The sequence below is a fragment of the Moorena sp. SIO1F2 genome (assembly GCF_010672755.1).
GTDB lineage: Bacteria > Cyanobacteriota > Cyanobacteriia > Cyanobacteriales > Coleofasciculaceae > Moorena.
Map to the genome: position 1 here is coordinate 1 of NZ_JAAHFV010000033.1, position 24,331 is coordinate 24,331.

Here is a 24,331-nt window from a genome sequence, read left to right on the forward strand (position 1 = left end):
GCTGATTAGAGAAGGACTATACCGATTTGTAATACTACTTAAATTGTCCGATCACAAATCACCCAGGAGACAGCAGATTTTTGGCATAGTCTATATTTATAATAACTCCTCCATGCCTAAATCTTTTGATTCGAATCAGGGCAGTAAATATAGTGACTATCAAATCACCTTTCAAGCCAAACAACAACACTGGCGCTATTACCTGGTAACCGATCAGTTAACTAATGGCGATGAATTCTTGATTGAAGATAAAGATCCGACCAGGGAACCAAAAATTCAATTTACTAGATCTACGAGTGCCAACGCTAAAAATTCAGATCCAATATTTTCTGATCTTAAGCAACAATTTACTCAATCTCAACAATATTGCTTTAAATCTGACTCAGAAATTGCTTGTCAGGAAGCTGGGAGACAAAATATTCAACTTTTAAAAAATAAAAAGAATGAACTTGGCGATCCCTCTGTGTGGATTTATCATTTACCTAATCCCCCTAATCATAACGGAATTCAAGTCATAAACGCCCTGAAATACCTATAAAAATTGAAACCTAAGGATTGAACCATGGTAACTTATAAAACTCCCAATGTTTATGTCGAGGAAATTTCTACATTTCCCCCCTCAGTCGCTGAGGTATCTACAGCGATTCCAGCTTTTATCGGTTACACAGAGAAAACTGGAATAGACGACGAATTAAAGAATAACCCCACTCGAATTAATTCACTGCTTGACTATGAAACTTTGTTTGGCAAGGCTGAAGCAAGTGAATTCTCTGTTACAGAGAGCGCAGGTGTAATTGCACCCATTAGCCCTCCGACACTCAAGTATTTAATGTATTATGCTTTGCGGATTTATTTTGATAACGGTGGGGGCAGTTGTTACATTGTTTCGGTAGGTGATTACAACGGAACTAAACAAAAGGATCATTTTCTAGCAGGCTTATCAGCTTTAGAAAAAGAAGATGAACCGACTTTAATCATGCTTACCGATGCCGCTAATTTAGGTGCGACCGATTATTACGAACTTTGTAAACAAGCTTTGATGCAATGCAATAGATTAAAAGATCGGTTTGCCATCTTCGACGTTCTGAAAGAGAAAACAGACGAAACAGGAACAGGGGCAGACGAAACAGGCACGGAGGCAACAGAAGGAAAAGCTACAGGGGGAGTTGATGGATTCCGACAGGGAATTGGCACAAATGATTTAAAATATGGCGCAGCTTACCATCCCTACTTGCAAACCTCACTTAACTACTATTACACCGATGAGTCTGTAACTATCAAGGGAGGTGGAGAAACTACCGAGGCAGCAGAAAACACTGAGACAGGAGAAACTACCGAGGCAGGAGAAACTGCTGATTCAAACCTGAGTAAAATCAAAACCAAAAACACCGATCTCTACAACAAAATAAAGACTGAACTAGCTAAACAGCGAGTCGTATTACCTCCAAGTGCAGCCGTAGCAGGGGTATATGCCAGGGTAGATCGGGACAGGGGAGTTTGGAAAGCACCTGCTAATGTCAGCTTGGCATCGGTACTTGCTCCTACGGAAAAAATTACCAACGAGGAACAGGAAAATCTTAACGTTGATCCCACCGCCGGTAAATCCATCAATGCTATTCGTAGCTTTACCGGAAAAGGAACGTTAATTTGGGGAGCAAGGACTTTAGCGGGTAATGACAATGAATGGCGCTATATCCCTGTGCGCAGACTGTTCAATCTCATTGAAGAATCGATTCAGAAAGCCACTGCATTTGTGGTCTTTGAGTCTAACAACACCATCACCTGGCTGAAGGTGAAGTCCCTAATTGAAAGTTATCTAGAGGGATTATGGCGACAAGGTGCCCTGGCTGGTGCTACACCTGAACAGGCTTTCTTTGTCCATATCGGACTGGGTCAAACCATGACAGCACAGGACATTTTAGAAGGACGCATGATTGTGGAAATTGGTCTGGCAGCAGTTCGTCCAGCTGAGTTCATTATCCTGAAATTCTCCCATAAATTACAGGAAGCATAGGGGTAATTCAAAATTCAAAATTCAAAATTCAAAAATAGGTAGTTTATAGGGTGGCATTGTCCACCTTATAACAGTCAAACTAAACCTAAAGTAATTAAGGAAACATAAATCATGGCAGACACAGTAGAACAAATCAAAAATACTTATCCAATTCCGGTATTTTATTACCGAGTCACCATCGATGGAGATGATTCCCATGCTTTCTCAGAGGTATCGGGATTAAGCATTGAATACGAAACGATTACTTATCGAGATGGCCTGAGTTATAAAGAAGGGGCAAAGTACATGCCAGGATTGGACACTCCCATTAACCTAACCCTACAGAAAGGAATTGTCAGAAAAGACAGCTATTTATTTGAATGGTTTAGCACGATTAACCTTAATACCGTCGAAAAGCGAGATCTTAGGATTGACTTGTTAGACGAGTCAGGTGAAGCAGTTGTCTCCTGGGAAGTTGGAAATGCTTTCCCTAAGAAATTAGATGCACCGTCATTTAATGCCACTAGCAATGAAGTTGCTATTGAAAGTTTAGAACTAATGGCTAATACTCTCAAGGTTAATAACCCTCCATTATAATCATTAGACTTCTCTCTTCCCTGCTCCCTGCTCCCTGCTCCCTGTTCCCTAAAACCCAATAATTTGTACTTCACCGAATTGAAAACCGCTGTAAGTTATGGCAGATAATTTCCCCATTCAGATTCCGGAACTTACTTTGACGGAAAATCCCCCGGTTGGATTTAATTTTATGGTCGTCTTTTTCATTGCTGGAATTCTGCCTAATCCCTTAGATATTCGCTTTCAAAAGGTATCGGGAATTTCGGCGGAAATAAGCACAACAGACATCCGTGAAGGAGGTGAAAATATTTTAAGACATCGTTTGCCAAATCAGGTTACCTATAATAATCTGGTTTTAGAAAGAGGAATGGTGATTGGCTCTCCTCTGAATGTAGAGTTTAACGTTGCTATGAGTACCATGAAATTTGCCCCCAGCAATGTCTTAGTCATGTTGCTTGATGAAAACACTGTTCCTGTTTCTAGTTGGTTATTTAAGAGAGCTTATCCAGTAAAATGGTCAACATCCGATCTAGATGCTAATGCCAATGCTGTGGTTATAGATACGATGGAATTAGCCTATGTGAGATTTCAAAGTGTGAGGATTTAGCTATGCCAGTGGAAATCAAAGAATTAATTATTCGTGCCAACATTGTGGATAATAGTGAGTCTAAGCATGGAAATAGTGAGAATGGACATAGTTATGATAATACTTTAGCTCCCCAGATGGGAGAAAATTATGAACAAAAAGGTGAAATAATTGCTGCTTGTGTGGCCCAGGTACTGAAAATACTGGAGCGGAAAAAAGAGAGATAAGGTAAGGAAGTGTGGGGAGGGTGGGGAGAGGGGGAGATAGGAAGATAGGGAGATAGGGAGATTTTTATTAAGGGTAATTGTAATAACATGAGATAGCGTTTATCATAGCTATGAGGTACACATTCTTTTTTACCTATTGCCTATTGCCTATTGCCTTCCCCTCCTGGGAGGGGTTAGGGGTGGGTGCCTATTGCCTATTGCCTGTTCCCTGTTCCCTGTTCCCTGTTCCCTGTTCCCTATTCCCTGTTCCCGATTCCCGATTCCCGATTCCCTATTCCCGATTCCCTATTCCCTAAAACCCAAGAATAATTTATACTTCACCCAAATAATCATTATATGATCAAAAACCATTTTAAATTAGAAAAGCTGAAGATTCGTGTTTATAAAGATGGAAAACGGACTGGAAAGGGACAAGATAGCTTTGAAGTCATGTTTAATCCGGAATCCTATTCCTTACAATACGAGAATGTTTATCAAACTAAGCAGGGTATTAATACCCGTGGACGCGAAGCAAAATATACTCTCAGCAAACCCAGGAATTTGTCCCTCAAGTTAATTTTAGATGACACAGGAGTAGCAGATTATGGAGGTTTTGGGTTTGCCGGAGCTTCATTAGTTGGCAATCTTTTAGGGACGAGAGATGTTTACAAGCAAGTAGACCGCTTTCTGAAGCTAACAACATTTATGGATGGAACAATCCATGAGCCTAAATATCTCAAAATTGAATGGGGAGACTTAATTTTTGATTGTCGTCTCGTATCTGTTAATGTTAAATATACACTTTTCAACCGTAGCGGACAACCGATAAGAGCTGAGTTAGATACCGTTTTTAAAGGTGATCTAGAAGATTCCAAGCGAATTAAATTAGAAAATAAAAGCTCACCCGATCTTACCCATACTAGAACTATAAAAGCTGGAGATAAGTTGCCTGTGATGGCTCAAGAGGTATATGGTGACTCGGCTTATTATATCCAGCTTGCCCGTGCTAATAATGTCAATAACTTCAGAAAGTTAAAAACCGGAACAACTATCAAATTACCGCCAATAGAGAAGTAAAAAAATAATGAGTGGTGTTGTCACAGCAACAATTTTGAGTAAAGGTAAAAAAATGAACTCTGAATATAATGTCATGTCGATTGACATTATCAAAGAGGTGAATAAAATCCCGATAGCTCAAATTATTTTATTAGATGGTGACGCGGCAGACCAAGAATTTGCTATTAGCAATACAGAGTTTTTTAAACCAGGCAAAGAAATTGAAATTAAGCTTCGCTATGAAGGGGAAAAACAAAAGGAAGCAACAGTGTTTAAGGGAATTATAGTTAGACACTGTGTTCAAGCCGATCGCTATAGTTCTCTGCTCACTGTTGATTTAAAAGATGCAGCATACAAACTAACCACCCAACGAAAAAGTGCTGTGTTTCGAGATATGACAGACAAGGATATTATCGGCAAAGTCATCAACACTGGGGGTGGGGGGTTAAAATTCAAATCTACTGCTGTAACTAAACCAAAGCATAAGGAAATGGTGCAATATTACTGCACTGACTGGGATTTCATTTTATCTCGTGCGGATGTCAATGGTCTGTGGGTTTTAGTTGATGATGGCGAAATTACGGTTAAAGAGCCCTTACTAAAGGGGAAACTAAAACATACCTTTGAGTATGGCAAAGATGAAATTTACCAGTTTGAAATGGAAGCTGATATTTGCGATCAGAAAGCGTCGGTAGAAAGTACAGCTTGGGATATCAAAACACAGAAATTATTACAATCACAAAAAGCGAAAGAGTTTTCTACCACCCAGGGTAATTTAAAAGGAGATGAATTAGCCAAAACCATTGGTGCAGATAACTATCAATTAATCAGTTTAGCTCCCTTAGATGACCAGGAAGTAAAAGCTTGGGCAGATGCCAAGTTACAAAAAAGTCGTCTGTCACTGTTTAAAGGTCGCTTCAACTTACCTGGATTTGCTGATATTAAACCAGGAGATATGATAAAAATTGATGGAATAGGAAAGCGCTTCAATGGCAAAACTTTAGTAACGGCTATTCGACATCAATTTAGTAGACAAGGCTGGCAAACCTATGTACAATTTGGCTTGTCAGCTAGCTGGTTTTATCAACAAACTAATGATATTTTTGATACACCAGTGGCGGGATTGATTCCAGCTATTCATGGGTTGCAAATTGGGATTGTGGATAAGTATGAAGCGGATCCAGAAAAACAGTTTAGGGTAAAAGTCAGAATCCCCTCAATTGAAACAGATGGTATTGTTTGGGCAAGATTAGCTTCCGTTGAGGCTGGTAATCAAAGGGGTATCTTTTTTAGACCAGAAACCGGGGATGAGGTTATTCTCGGTTTTATCAATGATGACCCTAGACAAGCGATAATTCTGGGTGCGGTGCATAGTGGTAAAAATGCTTTGCCGCCTGGTTTGACAGTAACCAAGGAAAATAATAAGAAAGGAATAGTTACCAAAAACTCCCTAAAACTTATATTTGATGATGAAAATAAGTTAATCGAAATTAGTACATCCAAGGGCAATACCTTTAAATTATCCGAGCAGGATAAAGGGATTAAATTGGAAGATGAAAATGGGAATACAATCACGATGGATAATCAAGGAATTAAGATAAAATCAAGTAAGGACCTTGTGATGGAGGGTAACTATATCAAGATTAAAGGCTCGAGAGTGGATATTAATTGAGGCAAGGGTGGGGCGGGGGCGCGGGGAGATGGGGAGATGGGGAGATGGGGAGATGGGGGAGATTTTTATTAAGGGTAATTATCCTGAAATGATACAAGAGGCAAAAGGCAAGAGGCAAGAGGCAAGAGGCAACAGTCCGTAGGGTGTGTTAGCGATAGCGTAACGCACCATTGTACGAACTTTGGTGCGTTACACTAAAAGCTAACGCACCCTACAAATCCTACAAATCCTACTGCTAAAAACAACCATGTCTCAAACCATATTAAAACCAAAAAATCCAATTCCACCCCTTGAAAGTGGAGATCTACTTACTCAGGTTGAATTTGAACAGCGTTATGCACAGATGCCCAATGTCAAAAAAGCGGAATTAATCGAAGGAGTTGTTTATATGGCATCACCCTTAAGAATGACCCAACATGCTAATCCCCATGCTCGTATTATGACTTGGTTGGGTACATATTGGTCAGCTACACCAGGGGTAGAAGTGGGCGATAATGCGACTGTACGTCTAGATGCAGACAATGAACCTCAACCGGATGCTTTACTAAGACTAACGGTAGATGGACAATCAAGGATTAGTGAAGACGGCTATGTAGAAGGTGCGCCAGAATTAATCGTAGAAATAGCAGCTAGTACGGCCTCTATTGATTTAAATGATAAATTAAAAGCTTACCGACGTAATCAAGTTCAAGAATATTTAGTTTGGCGGGTTTATGACGGAGAACTTGATTGGTTTCGGTTAAGGGAAGGAAAATATATTAAACTAGAACCGAATGAACAAGGCATTATCTGTAGTGAATATTTACCTGGTTTATGGTTAGCCCAAGACGCTTTACTAACTGGAGACTTAGGCCAAGTATTAGCAATTTTACAGGAGGGATTAAAATCACCAGAACATGAAAAGTTAGTCAAGAAATAGGTAAGCATTGAGCTATAGCGGTTTTTAATTTGGTGAGGTACAGAGTCCCTGGTTTTAGGGAACAGGGAACAGGGAAGAGGGAACAGTCCGTAGGGTGCGTTAGTGACAGCGTAACGCACCAAATTCGGGACAATGGTGCGTTACGCTAAAAGCTAACGCACCCTACAAAGACACATAAGGCAAGAGGCAAGAGGCAAATGGAAGAAAACCGCTCTTTTTTAGGGACAGGATGGAGTTTTCCCCCGACATTTAACCGGGATACAGGAACGGTGGAGATGGTTTCTGATCACGAGGATATTGTCCAAAGTTTGGAAATTATCCTGTCAACCCGTCCAGCCGAACGGATTATGCAGCCTGACTTTGGTTGCGAATTGAGTCAGTTTCTGTTTGAGGAAATTACTCAAGGGTTAATTACGGGAATAAGAGGCACGATTTCTGATGCTCTTTTGAACCATGAGCATCGTATAGATGTGGAGGAGATAAATATAGAGGACAGTGAAATAGAGGGATTGTTGTTAATAATTGTTACCTATACCGTGCGAGTCACTAATTCTAGGTTTAACCTGGTTTATCCTTTTTATCTTAATGAAGCTCAAACGGTTTGAGTTCTTGTATAGCGGTTTTCAATTGGGTGAGGTACAAAGAACAGGGAATAGGGAACAGGGAACAGGGAACAGGGAACAGGGAACAGAGCTTGTAGGGTGGGCTGCATGTCGATGATTCCAGATCAAATAGGGAAGTGGCTCAGCATTTGCCCACCCTACGCCACTCCCCGCGCCCCCGCCCCGCACTCCCCGCGCCCACTCCCCTATTGCCGCTGTAAGGCATGTAAACGAAAACTTAAGCTAACATTTATTTAGAGACGTTTTTCCTGATAAATACTGAAATTAATGACTTATCTATTAACAGAGGCTTTTCAGAAAGCACAAAATTTACCAGAAGAGATACAAAACGAACTTGCTCATCAGTTAATCGAAGATATTGAGAATGAACTTAAATGGCAAAAAACATTATCACAATCTCAAACCTCTTTCCTAGACGAATTAGCCCGTAAAGCATTAAATGAATCTAAGATAGGGGAAACGAAAGTTATGGGTTTTGATGAATTATGAAGTCAGAATTAACCAATGACTTTGTAAACTGTTTTGGTAAATTACCAGAAAAAGTAAAGCAGACTGCACGAAAAAATTATAAACTTTGGAAACAGAATCCCAACCATCCAAGTTTAGAGTTTAAGAAACTTCAGACTCAAGAGCCAATATACTCTGTTAGGGTGGGAATCGGTTGGCGTGCTGTAGGAGTTATGAAAAAGACAGATACAATAGTTTGGTTTTGGATTGGCTCTCACACTGAATATGATAAGTTACTTAAAAAGTTATAATGTGATTGCCGCTAAATAAAACTTACAAAGAAAAAGACTGACCCAAAAAAAACCGAAAATCAGGCATAGCACAATGGCAAATTCGGTCACGAAAAAAGTCTCATCAAGGCAAATACCTAACTTAGGTCAAAAAAAGAGCAACAGCTTGTAGGGTGGGCTGCATGTCGAGGATTCGAGATCTTATTGTGATTGGATCAGCATTTGCCCACCCTACGCCACTACCTACGCTTCAGGTTTGGTGGGCAAATGGACCCGATTCCAGATCAAATTGTCAGAGGTACAGCATTTGCCCACCCTACGCCACTGTTCGAGCGGGCAGGATGCCCACTCTACCTATTCCCTATTCCCTATTCCCTGTTCCCTGTTCCCTATTCCCTATTCCCTATTCCCTATTCCCTAAAACTCCCCACAACTAAAACCACCCTTCTATCTCATCGTTTGTCAACATTTTCTTCAATTTAAGATATTCCCGTTTTGTGGCTTCGTAGATTAGTTCCATGTTCACGGGTTCATCGGCGGCGGCGGCCAAAAAAGCGGCATTTAGGGCAATATTGCGAATATTTCCGCCTGCTACATTGAGTTGACCCAGTTTCTGGTAATTTAAGTCTTGGGTTGGTGTCTGGGCTGGAAAAATGCGCTGCCAAATTTGGGTACGGATTTCGGGTCCGGGAAACGGAAACTCGACCACAAAGCGAATGCGGCGCGAAAAGGCACTATCGAGGGCGCTTTGGAAATTGGTGGTCAATATCGCTAACCCTTGATAGGCTTCCATACGTTGCAGCAAATAGCTGACTTCGATGTTAGCGTGGCGGTCGTGACTGTCTTGAACTTGGGTACGCTTACCAAACAGGGCATCGGCTTCGTCAAACAGCAGAATAGCACTACCAGTTTCAGCTGCATCAAAGATCCGCCGCAGATTCTTTTCCGTCTCACCAATATATTTACTGACAACTCTACTTAGGTCGATGCGATAAAGATCCAGGCGAAATTCCTTAGCTAATACCTCTGCTGCCATGGTTTTACCAGTACCGCTAGCCCCGTAAAATAGGGCGCTGATGCCCAAACCCCGATGGCCTTTTTGGGCGAAACCCCATTGCTGATAGACTTTATACCGGTGTCTCAGATGAGTGGCAATATCCCCAAGAAGCAGCCGTTGTGGGGTTGGTAAAACCAGATCGTCCCAGGTAGCTGTAGCATTGATAGGTTGCGCTAAGTGATCTAATTGATTACGGGCATTATGGCGGCAGAAATCCCATAATTGAGTAGAGTCTTGAATTTTGAATTTTGAATTTTGAATTTTGAATTGATCACAGGCAGCTTGAATAGTAGCATGATTGAGGTTAAACTGAACGGCGATGCGCTCAAGTTGACCGTTAAGTTCTGCTGCTGCTGACCCTATATGGCTTTCCCACAGGCAATATTTTTCCTCGTGGCTCAATGGGGGGATGTCTTGGTTAACAATAGTCCGCTGACAGTCAATTTTTCGGTCATTGCAGCTGAGGATTAAAGGAGTATTGATACTATCAATAAATTTGCTCAGAGCCAACTCCCGCCCAGGCTCAGAAAAATTATAACTATCGCAGTCAATAAACAGGACACTATTGCTAAGTATTGCTTCCCTTTCCCAACGCTTCCCCAGTTGGTACACTTCCTGGGGGTTGGTGGTCAGAGCCAATGGTTCTAGAGTGTGTAACTTTAACCCCAAACCCTGACAAGTGGCGGAGGCAATTTGGTATTTAGTGCTTCGATCCGAGCGAGATAATTGCACCACGGGAGAGCTATTTGTCCCCTCGCCCCCAGACCAAATGCTTATCAATTGCTCCACTATACTTAACTGAGAGCTAGGCAAAAGATGAAGGTTCGTCTGAGGCGGTTGGGGTTTGATCTTTCCTGCTAATTCCTGGTCTGTGGCATATTCACCTAATAGAAAGCAGAGGATACGCTGGTCAATATAGAGGGGGGACTGGCTTAGGATCAATCCTGGTTCAATGTGGAGCAGTTGCAAATTTAGTAAAGGGCGTTGGGGAGAAAGGACACCCCAATTGGCTCCGGGAAGGGCGTCAAAAGCTAAACTGAGAGTAGGATAGTTTTTGTTTGGACTATTTTTTTGGGCTTTGGCAAACAAAGAATGGAAGTATGGTTCTATTTCCATTCCCGCGCACATGAGCAGGATATCCCTTTCAAAGGGGGAGAGAAGGAATTTGTTACAAAGTTGAGCCAGGGCAGAAGTATCGTCAACAAATTCTGTAACGCTTTGTTGATTTTTTTTACCTTCTATGTATTTTTCTAAATAGTTACGAACTCGCTCGATTTCTAGAAACAGAGAACTAAGATTAGAGTGATACCAGTTGGTTTTAGAAAGGGGTGCCATGTCGCGCTCCTGGAAGACGGTGGAATCGACTTATATTCTTTTCTAATAGGGTACAAGGAAAAAGGAAATAGCTATGCGCACTACTCATACCTATAAACCGAAATATTCTCACTCTACTTCTAGGACAATTGCTCAAAAAAAGAAAGACTCCAGAGTGATGGGTTCTAGAAGAAGATTGGATGCCGAGGACAGGGAGTGGAACGCGGAAGAGGCGGTCGGGGAATGGGGAAGTAGAATGGCTAATGTGATGCACTCCCTTGAAACGGGACAATACGTGCCCGACACAGGATGGTATGAAAAGGGGCTGCAAGCTAAGTTATCGTTTGGACAGCCGGTGGAGAAAAACCAAGAAGGGGCGAATCACGGTGGGCATCTGGTAGTGCAGCCGAAAAGGATGATGGTGCAGCGGACAGCACAACCGTTGACGGGGGATTCGGTGACCTATGGCGATAGCATGAGGGCATCGAGGAGGGAAAAAGAAAACAAAACTGGCTTGCCTGATCGCCTCAAGGCAGGGATAGAGAACCTCTCGGGCTATTCGATGGATGATGTGAGGGTGCATTACAACTCGGAGAAACCGGCACAGTTGCAGGCACTAGCTTATGCACAGGGGACGGATATTCATGTGGGGCCGGGGCAGGAGAGGCATTTGGCTCATGAGGCGTGGCATGTGGTGCAGCAGAAGCAGGGAAGGGTAACGCCGAGGAAACAGATGAAGGGGGTGGGGTTGAATGAGGATGTGGTGTTGGAGAGGGAAGCCGATGTAATGGGGATAAAAACATGGAAGCAATCGGACGAAGACGATCATACGGCATTTCGAGAAACCCAAAAGCCAGAAAAAAGAGAAGTAAGATGGAACCAGCCCCCAGTAATCCAAAGAAAGGTATTGAATTATGAAGTTCAGAAAACAAAAATATCACCACCAGGAGAAGCGATAAAAAAAGATAGTAATGCTAAATCATATTTTGATAACAAGTCGGGTAAAGAGGGATTAAAGTATGAAGAACTAATAGAGAGACTCCTGAGTATGCCAAAGAAAACCGATACGGAGGCACCGTTAAAGGTCAATGCAGTGATTGCTCCGAACGAAGAAAATGATAGAGGAATAAAAAGGAAAACATATAAGAGTGGTGTGATTGGAAAGTTCGGGAGAGATGAGTTTTTACTAAAATCATCGATGTTCGCATCGGACAAAGAAGGAGGCCATCTAATCCCGCACGCGCTATGGAGTGAAAACAGCCAAGACACTCACTATGCGGACGGTTATGAAAATTTGGTACCAATGTCGAGAGATTTAAACATAGGGAAGTGGGCAGCACAAGAGAAAAAAATGAAAAGTGAGATGATATCAAATAGTTATAATAAAGGAAAAAAGCGAGGCACACTTGTTAAAATTATTATTCCAAGAAAGGAATACCAAGTAGACCTAAAGAAGCTGGCCAAGCTATTAGGAATAGTGGTCAATATAAAAGAGAATAATATATATAGTGGTAAATTATCTGCATGGATACCCGAACCAATGCAGGTAAAAATGGAAGCTACAGATTTACAAAAGTTCGAGGAGAAATTGCAGGAAAGAAGGGAACCAAGCGCAGGAACAGAAGATACAAGAGGGAACAGCAGCCAACCAACTTGGATGAGTACGCCCAACAGAAGTAATTCGGGGAGCATGAGTGGGTCACCTCAAAGCTCTGGATACGCAACAGTAGGAGAGGGAATCCGGCAGCAGGTATGGCATATAAAAACGGTGAAAGAAGTAGTAGACTTCTTGAGGAATTCAATGACATGGGATGGGATGTTTGACTCAGCCAAAGGGTTAATAGAGGAAGCATTAGAGCAAGAGAATCATGGATTAACAACGGAACCACAAACGAAAAGAAGGAGAGGAGGAACAGGAAGGAAGAAATGAGAATGGAGAAATACTTAGTGCGTACGCTGCTCAAGAAGTGCGTACGATGATATGGTAGGGTGGGCAAATGGTCAGGAAACCTGAGTAAATTGCCAAACTCTCCTTATTTGCCCACCCTACCCGACTATTTTGTTGCTTAATAATGGTTATCTAGATGAAGCGAGCAGTAGGGTGGGCAAATTGACATGATTCGAGATCAATTGGTCAAACATTAATAATTTGCCCACCCTACCCCACTACAGAAGCCTGGCAAAAATATGGAAAAGTGCGATCGCTCTTGTAGGGTAAGCAAATGGACATGATTCGAGATCAATTGGTCAAACATTAATAATTTGCCCACCCTACGCCTACACCACATTAATAATTTGCCCACCCTACTCCCCTGCAAAATCTTCTAAATCGCGAAAATCTAGAACTGGTGGTAAATTCATCCCACAACAACACCCCCAATCGGGTCGATACTTGCCTCGCTCCACCCATTTGTGAAAACTGGAATATTCCCACAAATGAGGACAAGACACCAAACCATGTTTAACTGGATTATAGTGAATATAATCTAAATGTCGGTGTAAATCATGGTCATTACGAATTGTATGCTCCCAAAACCGACGTTGCCAGACATTGCTTTCTCGATGCTTACGACGAGAAGCAGAAACATCTACCGAAAATGAGCGTTTTCCCCGTAAAGAGCGGGTAAATAACACCTTAAACCGAGAGACTCGCGCTCGAATAATTAGAATCATCCGGTGGTAACGACCAGATAAAATGAAGATGATCCGGTAACACAACCGCTGCTGTGATGTCAAAGGGTTTTTCTGTCCGCATTTTTGCGATCGCCTTCCGTAACCGAAATATATTCTCAACATCTGAAAATAGAGGAATACGGCGATATGTGACTATTGTCAGAAAAAATACTCCTCCTGGCACATAAGAACGACGATAGTTCGACATATTGAGATATTGATCGTGGCGAGCATCGTGTGTTTCAGTTTAATCCCGATTCAGTAGTAGGGTGGGCAAATGGGCCGGAGTAGTGGGCAAATGGACATGACACAAAGCGAGCAGTAGGGTGGGCAAATGGACTAGATTTATGATTTATTCGTTTATGGTTGATGATTTGCCCACCCTACCCCTTGCTTGTAGTGGGCAAATAGTCAGGATTGATGATGAAATTGCCTTCGGTACAGTATTTGCCCACCCTACCCGACGGAATGCGATCTACTACCCTAGCTTTTGCGATCGCGCTAATAGGGTACGCCCTACGCAACGGCAAATTCCGTATCTTTCCTGCGTAATGGTGACTTAAAACCCAAAACAATTTGCTTTTTTGGGACACCAGCTTCAACGAATTCGTTAGCCACTCCAACTTCTGTGCCATCTCGTTGAATCCAGATTTTTCCGTCGATAATATCAACATGGATTAAACAACCATGCTGATAGTGCTTATTCTGACGGCCTAAAATCATCAGCAGGTAGCGATCGGATTCCGGATCAAAGACCGTCTCAAACTTAATATCTCCATGCTTATAGGGCACTTTTGTATGATTTGTGATAATTTCTCGAATTAGTTTGCGGTAATTAGTTAATCTATCCATCGGATAATAACCTCCCGATCGGGGTCAAAGACAATAATAGGCACTTTGTAATCACTGAGAATGATTTCTCCCAGGGGTTCTGTAAAGAAATCTTCATATACTTCTTCGTGGAGTGCTAGATAAAGCTTGCGTTGAGGTTCTAAGCGTTTGATCACAGAGAGATAAATAAAATATTGACCTAGGGATTTTTGAGCATCAGCAATTGAAGAGGGACCACCAAAGGTTTTAATCTCAACAGCAATCTGTAGCTGATCTTTCTCAGCTAGGAGCAGTTTTTCTGCTGCTAGATCGACGTACATATCTTGCTTACCCCAACGCAGGCGAAGGGGATCATCAGTAATCAACCACCCGTCTTTTTCTAGGGCACGGCGAACACCATAATGGAAGCGATCGCGGTTAGGCATCTTGTGCAGATCAGAACTGAGATTAACTCAATTATACAAGTACGATCGCGTAGCGTGGCCTACGGCCAATCGCCGATCTTGTAATGCGATCGCCTTTGGGGCGGCTGAGGCCTTTGGCCACGCTGCGCGAACGCCGATCGCTCTTGTTTGGTGAGCAAATCGACATGATTCGTGATGAAATTGTCAAACTCTCAGAATTTGCCCACCCTACAGTGCTTTCAACTCAGGTCGGGTGGGCAAATCGACATGATTCGCGATCTTATGGTATTACTTTCATGATTTGCCCACCCTACGCCTAACCTTGGCCAAAAGGCCACGCGATCGCTGAAAGCGGGACTTCGTCCATCGCGTTCAACCTTCAACCAACTAACCTACCCTTCGGGAACGCCAAAGGCGAACAACCTAAAAAAAAATAGCCGCAGAAATACTATCCACGGCTAGGAATTTACCTTATGTCATTCAGTTTTCTAACTTATCCAGACGTGATCCTATGGGATTGGCCGAAGGTCACGCTACGGGATTGGACCGGATGGTTTGGCCGGGGGGAAAACCCCCCAGCAATTTAACGTGTTAACGGAGCCTCAAGTACTTGGTCATAATTGTTATGAATTCTCCGGGAACATCCGTCGGCTGCAGAGGACTCCACTCGGATATTTGGGCGTAACCCAGTGCATACAGGGCATGCATGGTATTAGTTACTGCCTTGCGGGAGCCCCTCAAAATGTGCTGAACACGGATTTTTTTTGAGGAAGAATCATCGGGATTGTTGTCTGGATTATTAGTTGGAAATTCTGATGGCATAAGGGTAACCTTTTGCTTTTTGTTTACGTTTATACTCATAATGAGTATAAATAACATTGTCAAGGGTTTTTAGAAATTTTTTTTTGAGAGATAATGTAAAGAAATGCGATGCTCTGAAAGAGCCGCTACGCGAACGCAAGCGATCAGCTATCAGCTAGAGCAAAGGGAACAGGGAGTAGGGAGTAGGGAGTAGGGAGTAGGGAACAAAGTTCTCTAAATTCCTACACGGATTGCTATATCAGCTATTAGCTATCAGCATTCAGCTATCAGTGCGTACGCTTTTGTAGGGTGGGCAAATGGACATGATTGTTGATCAAATTGTCAAACTCTCAGAATTTGCCCACCCGACCACTAATAGTGCGTACGCTTTTGTAGGGTGGGCAAATGGACATGATTGTTGATCAAATTGTCAAACTCTCAGAATTTGCCCACCCGACCACTAATAGTGTGATCGCTTTTGTAGGGTGGGCAAATGGACATGATTCTTGATCAAATTGTCAAACTCTCAGAATTTGCCCACCCTACTACTGGTAATATTCGGTGCTTTATCGATTAAAATAGGAAAATACACTTATCCTTAATCAGATGTAAGCTAAAATGAATTAATATCAATAAAATTCGTGAGGCAATTCTTGATTATCGATTTTGGATTACCGATCATGCTGACGAAGAAGCAGAAGAAGATCAATTGTCTTTTGATGAAATTTATCATTCCGTCCTGTATGGTGAAATTCTAGAAGACTATACTAATCATCAACCTTATCCGCGCTGCCTAATCTATGGCGAAAACTTTGCAACTGAGCCAATTCATAGCGTCCGGGATTATGATCAAGAAACAAACACAGCTATTTTAGTTACTGTATATCGACCTGATCCGAAAAAGTGGATTAATGGTAAAATAAGGAGATAGTGATTAAAACCCCGAAAAAATGTCCTAATTGTCAAGTAAAATTGACCACAAAACAAGTTAAAAAACTCCTCAAAGGTGGGGGAAATACAGCCATTGTTCAAGTAGAAGCCGAAGTCTGTTTACATTGTGGTGAACGATTATATAACCCCAATGTAGTTAGACAATTTGCCCAGATTCGAACCAAACTTAAAAATCAAGAAACCAAAGACTTTGAATTAATAGGACAATCCTTTAGCGTCCGAGCGCCGCTCTTGTAGGGTGGGCAAATTAGCCATGATTTCTAATCAAACCGACAACCGCTTGAATTTTGCCCACCCTACCATTGAAAAATCCTAACTCAGTTTTGCCATTAGGCAAAACTGAGATGCACCCACCCCCTTTGGCCGACTGCCTGCCCTGTTCCCTTGCTGCATCGCTTATTCAATGTTCGGTTTAGCTTGTCCATAGCCCATAAGCACCTCAAGTAGCGTGAGCCTAGGGCGTGTTTTCAAAGTTTTCCGCAAGATTTAGATCCCCCCCAGCCCCCCGCGCGGAAGGGGGGAGCCATACTCAAAGTCCCCCTTTTTTAAGGGGGATTTAGGGGGATCTCCGAGTTTGAAGACACGCCCTAGCCCATTAGCTGATAGCTGAGCGCTGACGGCTGATAGCTGAATGCTTACAATTTTATTTTCGTTCCTTATATGAATATTTATTACTTTATTTAAGATTGGCTTGTTAATAAAGTTTACATCCGCCATCTTGATCAATGATGTAGAATTTAGTTATGAATACAAACAAGAAAATTATACATCAAATTTTTCGGGATGGCGTTAGTCAGCGCGGACGCTTGCTAAGGGAACTCGAACCAGATTATGTGGGAGTAGATGAGCGGGATGTTTATGATTTACTCACCTTCGTACAAGAGTATGCCACAAAACTAAACTATTACGATGAGTCCAATCGGATAAATGGTAATTGGTCGAGTTTCTTGGCGGGAGATGTTGAGCAAATGGTTGCTTACATTAATAACCCGGAAAGTTTCGCAGACGAGCCATCGACACAGAGTAAATTAGCTCAACCTCATCTAGTTTTGTTGTTCACGTTTTTACAATTATTACGCTATCCTCAGCAACAGTTCAAGGCACTGACCCAAAGATATCTCGATTTTTACTATAAAGAGGTACTGGCGTTAACGACAAAAGAGGAAGTTCCAGACAAGATTCATGTAATTTTTGAGCTGGCGCAAGGAGAAGAAGCCCATCTTATTAACAAGGGTACTTTGCTCAGTGCTGGACAAGATAGTGAAGGGGTTAATATTAACTATGCCACCGATGAAGATATAGTTGTTAATCAAGCTCAAGTAGCCAGCCTCAAAACGTTATTTATAGAAAAAAATTCTATTGGTTTAGAAGAAATTCATAATCAAGATAATAAGAGCGATCAAAGTTTTGAAAATATGCTGCGATGGGCGGTTGGCAGCCCCAACCAAGGAGACCAACTTCCTAAGATAAATGTTCAAGTTGATGGTCAAACTGTTGATGTTGATGTTGATATTAATTATCTCAAAGGAACTATTTATCAAGCGACTCAAGATAATAAACAAACAGATAATAACATAACCTCTTATATTACAGAACAATTATTTTTCCTCAACACAGACGATTTTAACTATTGCTTTGAAATACATGACCGAGAAATAAATAAGGCCGAAGCAGATATAGAAGAACCTACAGAGTTGGAATGGAACGAAGTTTATAAAATAATTGAAAAAGCCTACAGAAAAAAAATTACCATGGGGAGGCGTAATGCCTTAAAACAAAAGCGAGAACAGTCTGGTTTCGAGAGCATGATGCAATTGGCTCTTGGTCATCCTAATCCTGGTGATGATTTGCCGGAAATGCCTAATGGTTATAAAACCCTCCAACAGATATTTGATCATCTTGACCAAGAGCGAGTTATTAGATATGTCAAAGAAGAACTGTATCTGAGTGTGGCAGATTTCCGGAAGATTATGGAAATCCAAGCTACTACAGAAAATACTAACTGGAAAGAAGTCTATCGCCTCGTTGAGAAAGCGCAAACAAAAAAAAGGAACTTTACTTACCCTCCCATTGGAAAAACCGAAATTAAGAATATCCATGCCAGTTCTATAATTGAGGCAGAAGAGGGACAAGCAACTAAAGCACAACGTTTTAAGACTTTTGGTAACATTACTCAAACCCCGCAAAAGTCCATCGGTTTTGCCGTTACTTCTCCCGTCTTGTTGTTACAAGAAGGAACACGTAATATTACCCTTACCTTCACCGGTGAAGAAAGGACTTTGAATCGGGATAAGTTCCAGGCAATACTAAGTAGTGAAAATGGCCCTTTTGAAATTTACTTGAGTAGTGAAGCGCAATGGATACAGCCGGAATCCTTTGAATATGAAATTGGCGTTTTTCTTGTAGAAGAACCACTAGTCTCTTATAGCAGTACAGAAATATCTCTGGGTTCCACTGCTTCGGACAACGATAACTTGACAAGCGTTTCTTTTCGTGAAGGCTCTGAACATACCTTTTCTGCTAGCAACGTGAAGCAACTTCTTGTCTGGAATGATGGTTACATATTCGAGATTACAGGATTAGTTAGCAATAAAGAAGCTAATATACAGCAAATTGGTATCGGTAATTTCTCTCAAGAGGCTGTTAGTACTGACCAGATTAACTTCTATCGTCCTTCTGCTATTTATTTCAACAGTTTACAGTTTCAGTTAACCCTGGATTCTACCCTACCCGCTATTTTGCCACCACAACCAGATCAGTCAACTTTTTTCCTGGACAGTCCCTATCCAGTGGTAAAAATTCTGTTTAAAGAAATATCACCGTCAGAAAAATCCGAGGGAAAAATTATTTATTACGATCAATTAAAATCAATATCCTTAGAAAAAGTCAATATACAAGTTGAAGTAGAAAATATTCAAGATGTCCAACTGCGGAACGATAACTTAGTACTAAATCCCAAAAGTACTGTTGAACCCTTTGGGCAGAATCCTAAAGCAGGTTCTGGATTTTACTTCGCTAATCGAGAAATTAGCACCAAAAAATTAGATAGTATTACCATTAATATCGAGTGGATGGGACTTCCTAAAGACTTTTCCACTCATTATGAGGCATACAATAGCACCAAGGTAATTACGGAGGCAATTACTAATGACAGCTTTAAAGCCAGTTTGAAACTTCGCAATAACAGAAGCTGTGTGGAGATTGAAAGCTCCAAATCTATCTTTACCCAAGAAGACAATACTTTAAGTAATCCAATTCACCTCAATTATCAAATTCCAGGCTATTCTCTCGACACTTCTTCCTATGAAACCGATACAGATGATCCTTTTGAACAAAGAAGGTATTTTCAACTGGAATTAGCAAGCCCAGATTTTGCATTTGCCCATGATTTATATCCAGTAGTATTAAATAAGGTGGCTTTGGCAACGAATGATGATATCAAAATCATAACCGTTTATCCCCCTTACACCCCGCAAGTTAAAGCCATCTCCCTCGACTATACCGCCTCAGAGGAGATTGACCTAAAAAACGCCCCAAATCAACCTCACTCTAGTCAAATCTTCCAACTTCATCCCTTTGGCTATGCCGATATCCAAACTCTATATCAAGACAACCAATATTATCTGTTACCGAACTATCAAGAAGAAGGCACTTTATACATCGGTATCCGCAATCTGCAACCACCCCAAAACATTTCCATCCTCTTCCAAATGATACCGGGAAGTGGCAATGGGGAACTAACTCCACCACAGATTCACTGGAGTTACTTGAGTGGTAATTCTTGGCAAGAATTTAAAGATACAGAGATGCTTTCCGATAGTACCAACGGGTTAGTGGATTCGGGGATTATCCGCTTGAGTATCCCTGAGGGAGCCACCAGTCAGCAGCAATTATTACCCAGTGGTTTACATTGGTTACGAGGCACCGTCACGGAAAACGCTGCTGCAATTCCTGATACTCTGGACATCAAAACCCAAGCAGTCAGGGCGACCTTTGTGAATCAGGGGAATGCAGCCGACCATTTAAGTAAACCGCTCCCAGCTAATTCCATTCAAGGATTTGTAACACGAGATCCCGCCATCAACACAGTACAACAGCCCTATAGTTCCTTTGGCGGTAAACCAAAAGAAGACAATCGCGCCTTCACCATGCGGGTGAGTGAAAGACTGCGCCATAAACAGAGGGCTATAACTGCCTGGGATTACGAACGCCTGGTATTGGAACATTTCCCCCAAATCTATAAGGTGAAATGTATCACCTCTGCTGCTGGCAACCACAATCCTGGTGATGCCAAGGTAACTGTGGTGGTAATTCCCGACGTGGCGAATACTGCGCCTTTCTTTCCCCTGGAACCCAAAGCACCTTCCTACTTACTAAAGGAAATCCAGGTATACCTGCAAAACTATACCTCCCCATTTGTGCAAATCGTGGTGAAAAATCCCCGCTACAAACCCATTCAATACAAAGTGGGTATCCGTTTTCGCGCTGGATGTGACCAGGGGTACTATCTCAAACAACTCAATGAAGATATTAAACGCTTTTTGTCCCCGTGGGCCTATGAAGAACAAGCATATATTACCTTTGGTAGTTCAATCCATAATTCCTCAGTGATCCATTTTATTGATAAAAGACCCTATGTAGATTATGTTGGCTATCTCAAATTAATTGAGCAAGTCGGCATTAAAGCTGGATCTGGCGGCAAGTCAGATATCTATTATCGGGTGATTCCGTCTAATCTTGCCCAGGTGCAACATCCTGATTCAATTTTGGTTTCTGCCCCTCAACATATTATCTACCTGATGGGCACAGAAAAATCTTATGATGAAGAGGATTTTGATGGGATTGGTTATATGAGTATTGTTACTGATTTTGAAGTTATTTAAAAGGAGTTAAATATCATGGAACCCAAGAATAGATGTGACCTAAAAAAATTATTCAAGACAGGGGCAAAGCCTTCTCAACAGGATTTTGCAGACTTTATTGATTCCACCCTCAATATAAAAGAGGATGGCATAGAAAAGCCGGGAAAAGATACTCCCCTGAAGATTACCGCCCCCCTGAAGATTACCGCCCAGGGTACGGATGAGAAACTATTGGATTTTTATGCGGGTGATACGAAGACTTGGAGTATTAATCAAAAATCAGGAGATAAGCCAGGTTTAAATATAAAATATAATTCTGGAGATAGTAAGCTTTTTATTGACAGGAGTAACGGGAATGTGGGACTGAGTATCGATCAGCCGACGGCGAAACTCCATATTCACCAGACGTGTCATGAAGAGGCTTTGCGCATTGATTATGAGTTAAAGGATACGATTTTTCTGATTAATAAAGATGGCAATGTGGGGATTGGGACGAGCTGTCCAGATGCCAAGCTGGAAATTAAAGGAAATGAACCTGTCCTGAAGATTTGGGGGCAAGGAGATAATGATAATGCAACCATTCAATTGCGAGAATCGACCGCAGCAAACTGGGGTTTTGACCTTAAGTACATTGGGAATCCAGACAACAAATTCTATATAGAAAGCTATAGCGACTGCGTTTCAAAAGGAAAACATTTAACCATTGATAGAGAATCAGGCAATGTGGGGATTGGGACGACCTGTCCAGATGCCAAACTAGAAGTTAAGGGAAATTTAAAGCTATGCTACGGAGTAGCGGTGAATGCATTTTCTTGTGATGGTACTCTCGAAGGTTGTAGCGATCTGGCCATACCAACGGAAAAAGCAATTAAAACCTATGCCGATACTAAAGCACTTCTCAATGGTTCTCCGAGTGAGAATTTTTCAACCAAAAACCTAACTGTAAATGGAGTAATTAAACCAAGTGCGGGGAATAAAAAAAACAACGGTATTTTCTTTACTAAAGAACCGGATTATGGGAGTAAAGATGCTGCCTGGATCAGGTATTACCGTTGTGGAAATTCAGGAGAAAATACGACACTGGAGATTGGAACATCTAATGATTGTGACGATCATATTGTCTTAATGCCTGGAAAGGGCAATGTGGGGATTGGGACGACAAATCCAAGGGCTAAACTCTCTATAAATGGCGGTTTGCACGTTGGTGGTGATTGCGAGCCAGGGAATAACAACCTACTGGTAGATGGGCGTACAACCACAAAGGAATTATCTGTCTCAGGAAGTCTTAGCTTTGATACACCGACAAGACAGATAATTAACATGTGTAATAATAATTACGGGATAGGGATACAGGATAGCACTCAATATTTCCGCACTGACAATAATTTTGCTTGGTACAAAGGTGGTACTCATGATAAAAATGAACTGAACCCTGGTACTGACGGAACAGTACAGATGGTTATCAAAGATTGCCATGTGGGGATTGGGACGATAGATCCAGGGGCAAAACTAGAAGTGAAGGGCAATCTCAAGCTACTAAAGGGAGTAGCGGTGAATGAATTTTCTTGTGATTGTACTCTCGAAGATAATAGCGATTGTGCAATACCAACGGAGAAAGCAATTAAAACCTATGCCGATACTAAAGCGCTTCTCCATGGTTCTGTGAGTCAGGATTTTTCAGCAAAAAACCTAACTGTAAATGGAGCGATACAACTAAGTTGTGGTGATACTGCCTGGATCAGATATTACCGTCGAGGAGGTGAACCAGAGGCAAGGACAATGGAGATTGGAACATCTAATCATTGTGACGATCATATTGTCTTAATGCCTGGGAAAGGCAATGTGGGGATTGGGACGAGCAATCCAACTCACAAGTTTCATGTCCTAGGATCAGATGCAGTAGGCTTATTTCAATCTTGCACTAACCTAGCCGTCTTAGAACTTTCCACCAACGAAGGATTGAATAATCGGGTAGAAATTGCCAATAAACCTGGTGGGCGATTGAGCTTTTCTACAGCAGAAGCGTGTGATGTATTCAACGTCACCAAAGATGGTAATGTGGGGATTGGGACGACAAATCCAGGGGCAAAACTAGAAGTGAAGGGCAATCTTAAGCTACAACAGGGAGTAGCGGTGAATGAATTTTCTTGTGATTGTACTCTCGAAGGTAATAGCGATCGGGCAATACCAACGGAGAAAGCAATTAAAACCTATGTAGACACAAAAACACGTTTTTCTGGTTCTGCGAGTCAGGAGCTTTCAGTAAAAAACCTAACTGTAACTGGAGCGATACAACTAAGTTGTGGTGATGCTGCCTGGATCAGATATTACCGTCGAGGATGCGAACCAGAGGCAAAGACACTGGAGATTGGAACATCTAATCATTGTGACGATCATATTGCCTTAATGCCTGGAAAGGGCAATGTGGGGATTGGTACGGATAGTCCAGAGGCAAAGCTGGATGTGTCAGGACAAATTAAAGGTGGCGGGGTTTTGGCTGGAATATGGGCAGCCCAACCAGAGACTGATGTTTCTATCACATGCGCGGGGTGGGAAGATGTTTCCGATACATCAGTTACTTTCACCCTAGATAGAAAAGCAATAATTTTTTGTACCTATTCCATTAATGTCCAACCAGAGGGGAATTGTAAAGGTCGTAATCTCGTTGCAACAAGGCTAGTCGTGGACGGTAATGGCTGTCCCCAATCTGGTTCGCACTTTCAAGCCCATAGCTCTAATCATCCTAATGTGAATTTGAATGGCAATCTCGTCTTGCCGCTTGGGACAGGTGAGCATACCGTTAAGCTCCAGTCGAAGAAAGTTGGCGACAATGTGGCAAGGTGGACTAGCAACCCATCATGCCTAGATGGCTTCGGTGGCGGAAGAACACTTGTGGTCATGGCATTTTACTTACCAATAATAGGTGTTTAGGAAATCATTAGTCATTTGACAACTAAACCCGCTCTAATCCCTCTTGTGTCACTCTCCGAGGATTAAAATAAAGACATAAATGCATACAATGTCTAGAAAGTGCGATCGCCGATCTTGTAGGGTGCGTTAGCGGTAGCGT

General features: G+C 41.9%; 25 protein-coding genes. 20 read left to right on the forward strand and 5 right to left on the reverse strand.

The annotated features are described in order from the left end of the window. The 13 genes from F6J94_RS06780 to F6J94_RS06840 form a co-directional block, all read left to right on the forward strand. Positions 1-538 (forward strand): hypothetical protein (locus tag F6J94_RS06780; protein WP_293038393.1); only part of this gene is annotated, 538 nt, incomplete at its 5' end. Between the two features lie 24 nt (positions 539-562). Then, a complete protein-coding gene (locus F6J94_RS06785; RefSeq protein WP_293038396.1) occupies positions 563-2,014 on the forward strand; it encodes a phage tail sheath C-terminal domain-containing protein in 1,452 nt (483 codons plus the stop codon). Positions 2,015-2,125: 111 nt separating this feature from the next. Then, positions 2,126-2,590, forward strand: a complete 465-nt coding sequence (locus tag F6J94_RS06790; RefSeq protein WP_293038399.1) for a phage tail protein — start codon at positions 2,126-2,128, stop codon at positions 2,588-2,590. A 97-nt stretch (positions 2,591-2,687) separates the two neighbouring features. Next, a complete protein-coding gene (locus tag F6J94_RS06795; RefSeq protein ID WP_293038402.1) occupies positions 2,688-3,176 on the forward strand; it encodes a phage tail protein in 489 nt (162 codons plus the stop codon). A gap of 2 nt (positions 3,177-3,178) precedes the next feature. Then, entirely contained in the window at positions 3,179-3,382 is a 204-nt protein-coding gene (locus tag F6J94_RS06800) for a DUF5908 family protein (RefSeq protein WP_293018008.1), read from the forward strand. Positions 3,383-3,492: 110 nt separating this feature from the next. Then, the gene (locus tag F6J94_RS06805; protein ID WP_293038405.1) at positions 3,493-3,678 is read left to right on the forward strand and encodes a hypothetical protein; all 186 of its coding nucleotides are present in this window, start codon (positions 3,493-3,495) and stop codon (positions 3,676-3,678) included. Positions 3,679-3,718: 40 nt separating this feature from the next. Continuing rightward, on the forward strand, positions 3,719-4,438 hold the full coding sequence (locus F6J94_RS06810) for a hypothetical protein (protein ID WP_293038408.1): 720 nt from the start codon (positions 3,719-3,721) through the stop codon (positions 4,436-4,438). 7 nt (positions 4,439-4,445) lie between these two features. Next, positions 4,446-6,089: a type VI secretion system tip protein VgrG gene (gene vgrG / locus F6J94_RS06815; protein ID WP_293038411.1), complete on the forward strand. Its 1,644-nt coding sequence runs from the start codon at positions 4,446-4,448 to the stop codon at positions 6,087-6,089. Between the two features lie 247 nt (positions 6,090-6,336). After that, on the forward strand, positions 6,337-7,008 hold the full coding sequence (locus tag F6J94_RS06820) for a Uma2 family endonuclease (protein WP_293038414.1): 672 nt from the start codon (positions 6,337-6,339) through the stop codon (positions 7,006-7,008). A gap of 197 nt (positions 7,009-7,205) precedes the next feature. Then, positions 7,206-7,613: a GPW/gp25 family protein gene (locus F6J94_RS06825; protein ID WP_293038419.1), complete on the forward strand. Its 408-nt coding sequence runs from the start codon at positions 7,206-7,208 to the stop codon at positions 7,611-7,613. A 285-nt stretch (positions 7,614-7,898) separates the two neighbouring features. Then, on the forward strand, positions 7,899-8,120 hold the full coding sequence (locus tag F6J94_RS06830) for a hypothetical protein (RefSeq protein ID WP_293038423.1): 222 nt from the start codon (positions 7,899-7,901) through the stop codon (positions 8,118-8,120). Continuing rightward, positions 8,117-8,389, forward strand: a complete 273-nt coding sequence (locus F6J94_RS06835; protein ID WP_293017996.1) for a hypothetical protein — start codon at positions 8,117-8,119, stop codon at positions 8,387-8,389. Before F6J94_RS06830 ends, F6J94_RS06835 begins: the two co-directional genes overlap by 4 nt. 185 nt (positions 8,390-8,574) lie before the next feature. Further along, positions 8,575-8,805 carry a hypothetical protein gene (locus tag F6J94_RS06840; protein WP_293017995.1) on the forward strand — a complete coding sequence of 77 codons (231 nt, stop codon included), beginning with the start codon at positions 8,575-8,577 and terminating at the stop codon, positions 8,803-8,805. On the opposite strand, the gene F6J94_RS06845 is transcribed toward F6J94_RS06840, so the two are convergent. Further along, positions 8,802-10,760 carry an ATP-binding protein gene (locus tag F6J94_RS06845; protein ID WP_293038426.1) on the reverse strand — a complete coding sequence of 653 codons (1,959 nt, stop codon included), beginning with the start codon at positions 10,758-10,760 and terminating at the stop codon, positions 8,802-8,804. The genes F6J94_RS06840 and F6J94_RS06845 overlap by 4 nt on opposite strands. 157 nt (positions 10,761-10,917) lie before the next feature. Here F6J94_RS06845 and F6J94_RS06850 point away from each other — a divergent pair, with 157 nt between their 5' ends. After that, on the forward strand, positions 10,918-12,669 hold the full coding sequence (locus F6J94_RS06850) for a DUF4157 domain-containing protein (protein WP_293038429.1): 1,752 nt from the start codon (positions 10,918-10,920) through the stop codon (positions 12,667-12,669). 374 nt (positions 12,670-13,043) lie between these two features. On the opposite strand, the gene F6J94_RS06855 is transcribed toward F6J94_RS06850, so the two are convergent. Next, positions 13,044-13,535, reverse strand: a complete 492-nt coding sequence (locus tag F6J94_RS06855; RefSeq protein WP_293038432.1) for a hypothetical protein — start codon at positions 13,533-13,535, stop codon at positions 13,044-13,046. 224 nt (positions 13,536-13,759) lie between these two features. On the opposite strand from F6J94_RS06855, the gene F6J94_RS06860 reads away from it, so the two are divergent. Continuing rightward, the gene (locus F6J94_RS06860; RefSeq protein WP_293026162.1) at positions 13,760-13,975 is read left to right on the forward strand and encodes a hypothetical protein; all 216 of its coding nucleotides are present in this window, start codon (positions 13,760-13,762) and stop codon (positions 13,973-13,975) included. On the opposite strand, the gene F6J94_RS06865 is transcribed toward F6J94_RS06860, so the two are convergent. After that, positions 13,929-14,264 (reverse strand): XisI protein, encoded by a 336-nt coding sequence (locus F6J94_RS06865; RefSeq protein ID WP_293026164.1) that lies wholly within the window; start codon positions 14,262-14,264, stop codon positions 13,929-13,931. The genes F6J94_RS06860 and F6J94_RS06865 overlap by 47 nt on opposite strands. Beyond that, positions 14,252-14,668: an element excision factor XisH family protein gene (locus F6J94_RS06870; RefSeq protein ID WP_293026166.1), complete on the reverse strand. Its 417-nt coding sequence runs from the start codon at positions 14,666-14,668 to the stop codon at positions 14,252-14,254. The genes F6J94_RS06865 and F6J94_RS06870 overlap by 13 nt, the downstream gene beginning before the upstream one ends. 83 nt (positions 14,669-14,751) lie before the next feature. Between F6J94_RS06870 and F6J94_RS06875 the strand changes: the two genes are divergently transcribed. Further along, positions 14,752-14,967 carry a hypothetical protein gene (locus tag F6J94_RS06875; protein ID WP_293026168.1) on the forward strand — a complete coding sequence of 72 codons (216 nt, stop codon included), beginning with the start codon at positions 14,752-14,754 and terminating at the stop codon, positions 14,965-14,967. Between the two features lie 271 nt (positions 14,968-15,238). On the opposite strand, the gene F6J94_RS06880 is transcribed toward F6J94_RS06875, so the two are convergent. Further along, entirely contained in the window at positions 15,239-15,469 is a 231-nt protein-coding gene (locus F6J94_RS06880; RefSeq protein WP_293026170.1) for a hypothetical protein, read from the reverse strand. 649 nt (positions 15,470-16,118) lie between these two features. On the opposite strand from F6J94_RS06880, the gene F6J94_RS06885 reads away from it, so the two are divergent. The 4 genes from F6J94_RS06885 (at position 16,119) to F6J94_RS06900 (ending at position 24,192) form a co-directional block, all read left to right on the forward strand. Beyond that, positions 16,119-16,379, forward strand: coding sequence for a DUF4258 domain-containing protein (locus F6J94_RS06885; protein WP_293038454.1), 261 nt, complete (start codon positions 16,119-16,121; stop codon positions 16,377-16,379). Next, positions 16,379-16,636 carry a YgiT-type zinc finger protein gene (locus F6J94_RS06890; RefSeq protein WP_293038434.1) on the forward strand — a complete coding sequence of 86 codons (258 nt, stop codon included), beginning with the start codon at positions 16,379-16,381 and terminating at the stop codon, positions 16,634-16,636. Before F6J94_RS06885 ends, F6J94_RS06890 begins: the two co-directional genes overlap by 1 nt. Before the next feature lie 506 nt (positions 16,637-17,142). Further along, positions 17,143-21,282: a baseplate J/gp47 family protein gene (locus tag F6J94_RS06895; protein WP_293038436.1), complete on the forward strand. Its 4,140-nt coding sequence runs from the start codon at positions 17,143-17,145 to the stop codon at positions 21,280-21,282. A gap of 15 nt (positions 21,283-21,297) precedes the next feature. Next, positions 21,298-24,192, forward strand: coding sequence for a hypothetical protein (locus tag F6J94_RS06900; RefSeq protein WP_293038439.1), 2,895 nt, complete (start codon positions 21,298-21,300; stop codon positions 24,190-24,192). The last annotated feature ends 139 nt before the right edge of the window (positions 24,193-24,331 follow it).

Excerpts from the sequence above, each read along its gene's own strand:
- F6J94_RS06785 (WP_293038396.1), top strand. The coding sequence starts at position 563 with ATGGTAACTTATAAAACTCCCAATGTTTATGTCGAGGAAATTTCTACA.
- F6J94_RS06790 (WP_293038399.1), top strand. The coding sequence starts at position 2,126 with ATGGCAGACACAGTAGAACAAATCAAAAATACTTATCCAATTCCGGTA.
- F6J94_RS06795 (WP_293038402.1), top strand. The coding sequence starts at position 2,688 with ATGGCAGATAATTTCCCCATTCAGATTCCGGAACTTACTTTGACGGAA.
- F6J94_RS06800 (WP_293018008.1), top strand. The coding sequence starts at position 3,179 with ATGCCAGTGGAAATCAAAGAATTAATTATTCGTGCCAACATTGTGGAT.
- F6J94_RS06805 (WP_293038405.1), top strand. The coding sequence starts at position 3,493 with ATGAGGTACACATTCTTTTTTACCTATTGCCTATTGCCTATTGCCTTC.
- F6J94_RS06810 (WP_293038408.1), top strand. The coding sequence starts at position 3,719 with ATGATCAAAAACCATTTTAAATTAGAAAAGCTGAAGATTCGTGTTTAT.
- vgrG (WP_293038411.1), top strand. The coding sequence starts at position 4,446 with ATGAGTGGTGTTGTCACAGCAACAATTTTGAGTAAAGGTAAAAAAATG.
- F6J94_RS06820 (WP_293038414.1), top strand. The coding sequence starts at position 6,337 with ATGTCTCAAACCATATTAAAACCAAAAAATCCAATTCCACCCCTTGAA.
- F6J94_RS06825 (WP_293038419.1), top strand. The coding sequence starts at position 7,206 with ATGGAAGAAAACCGCTCTTTTTTAGGGACAGGATGGAGTTTTCCCCCG.
- F6J94_RS06830 (WP_293038423.1), top strand. The coding sequence starts at position 7,899 with ATGACTTATCTATTAACAGAGGCTTTTCAGAAAGCACAAAATTTACCA.
- F6J94_RS06835 (WP_293017996.1), top strand. The coding sequence starts at position 8,117 with ATGAAGTCAGAATTAACCAATGACTTTGTAAACTGTTTTGGTAAATTA.
- F6J94_RS06845 (WP_293038426.1), bottom strand. The coding sequence starts at position 10,760 with ATGGCACCCCTTTCTAAAACCAACTGGTATCACTCTAATCTTAGTTCT.
- F6J94_RS06850 (WP_293038429.1), top strand. The coding sequence starts at position 10,918 with ATGGGTTCTAGAAGAAGATTGGATGCCGAGGACAGGGAGTGGAACGCG.
- F6J94_RS06855 (WP_293038432.1), bottom strand. The coding sequence starts at position 13,535 with ATGTTGAGAATATATTTCGGTTACGGAAGGCGATCGCAAAAATGCGGA.
- F6J94_RS06860 (WP_293026162.1), top strand. The coding sequence starts at position 13,760 with ATGATTTATTCGTTTATGGTTGATGATTTGCCCACCCTACCCCTTGCT.
- F6J94_RS06865 (WP_293026164.1), bottom strand. The coding sequence starts at position 14,264 with ATGGATAGATTAACTAATTACCGCAAACTAATTCGAGAAATTATCACA.
- F6J94_RS06870 (WP_293026166.1), bottom strand. The coding sequence starts at position 14,668 with ATGCCTAACCGCGATCGCTTCCATTATGGTGTTCGCCGTGCCCTAGAA.
- F6J94_RS06875 (WP_293026168.1), top strand. The coding sequence starts at position 14,752 with ATGCGATCGCCTTTGGGGCGGCTGAGGCCTTTGGCCACGCTGCGCGAA.
- F6J94_RS06880 (WP_293026170.1), bottom strand. The coding sequence starts at position 15,469 with ATGCCATCAGAATTTCCAACTAATAATCCAGACAACAATCCCGATGAT.
- F6J94_RS06895 (WP_293038436.1), top strand. The coding sequence starts at position 17,143 with ATGAATACAAACAAGAAAATTATACATCAAATTTTTCGGGATGGCGTT.
- F6J94_RS06900 (WP_293038439.1), top strand. The coding sequence starts at position 21,298 with ATGGAACCCAAGAATAGATGTGACCTAAAAAAATTATTCAAGACAGGG.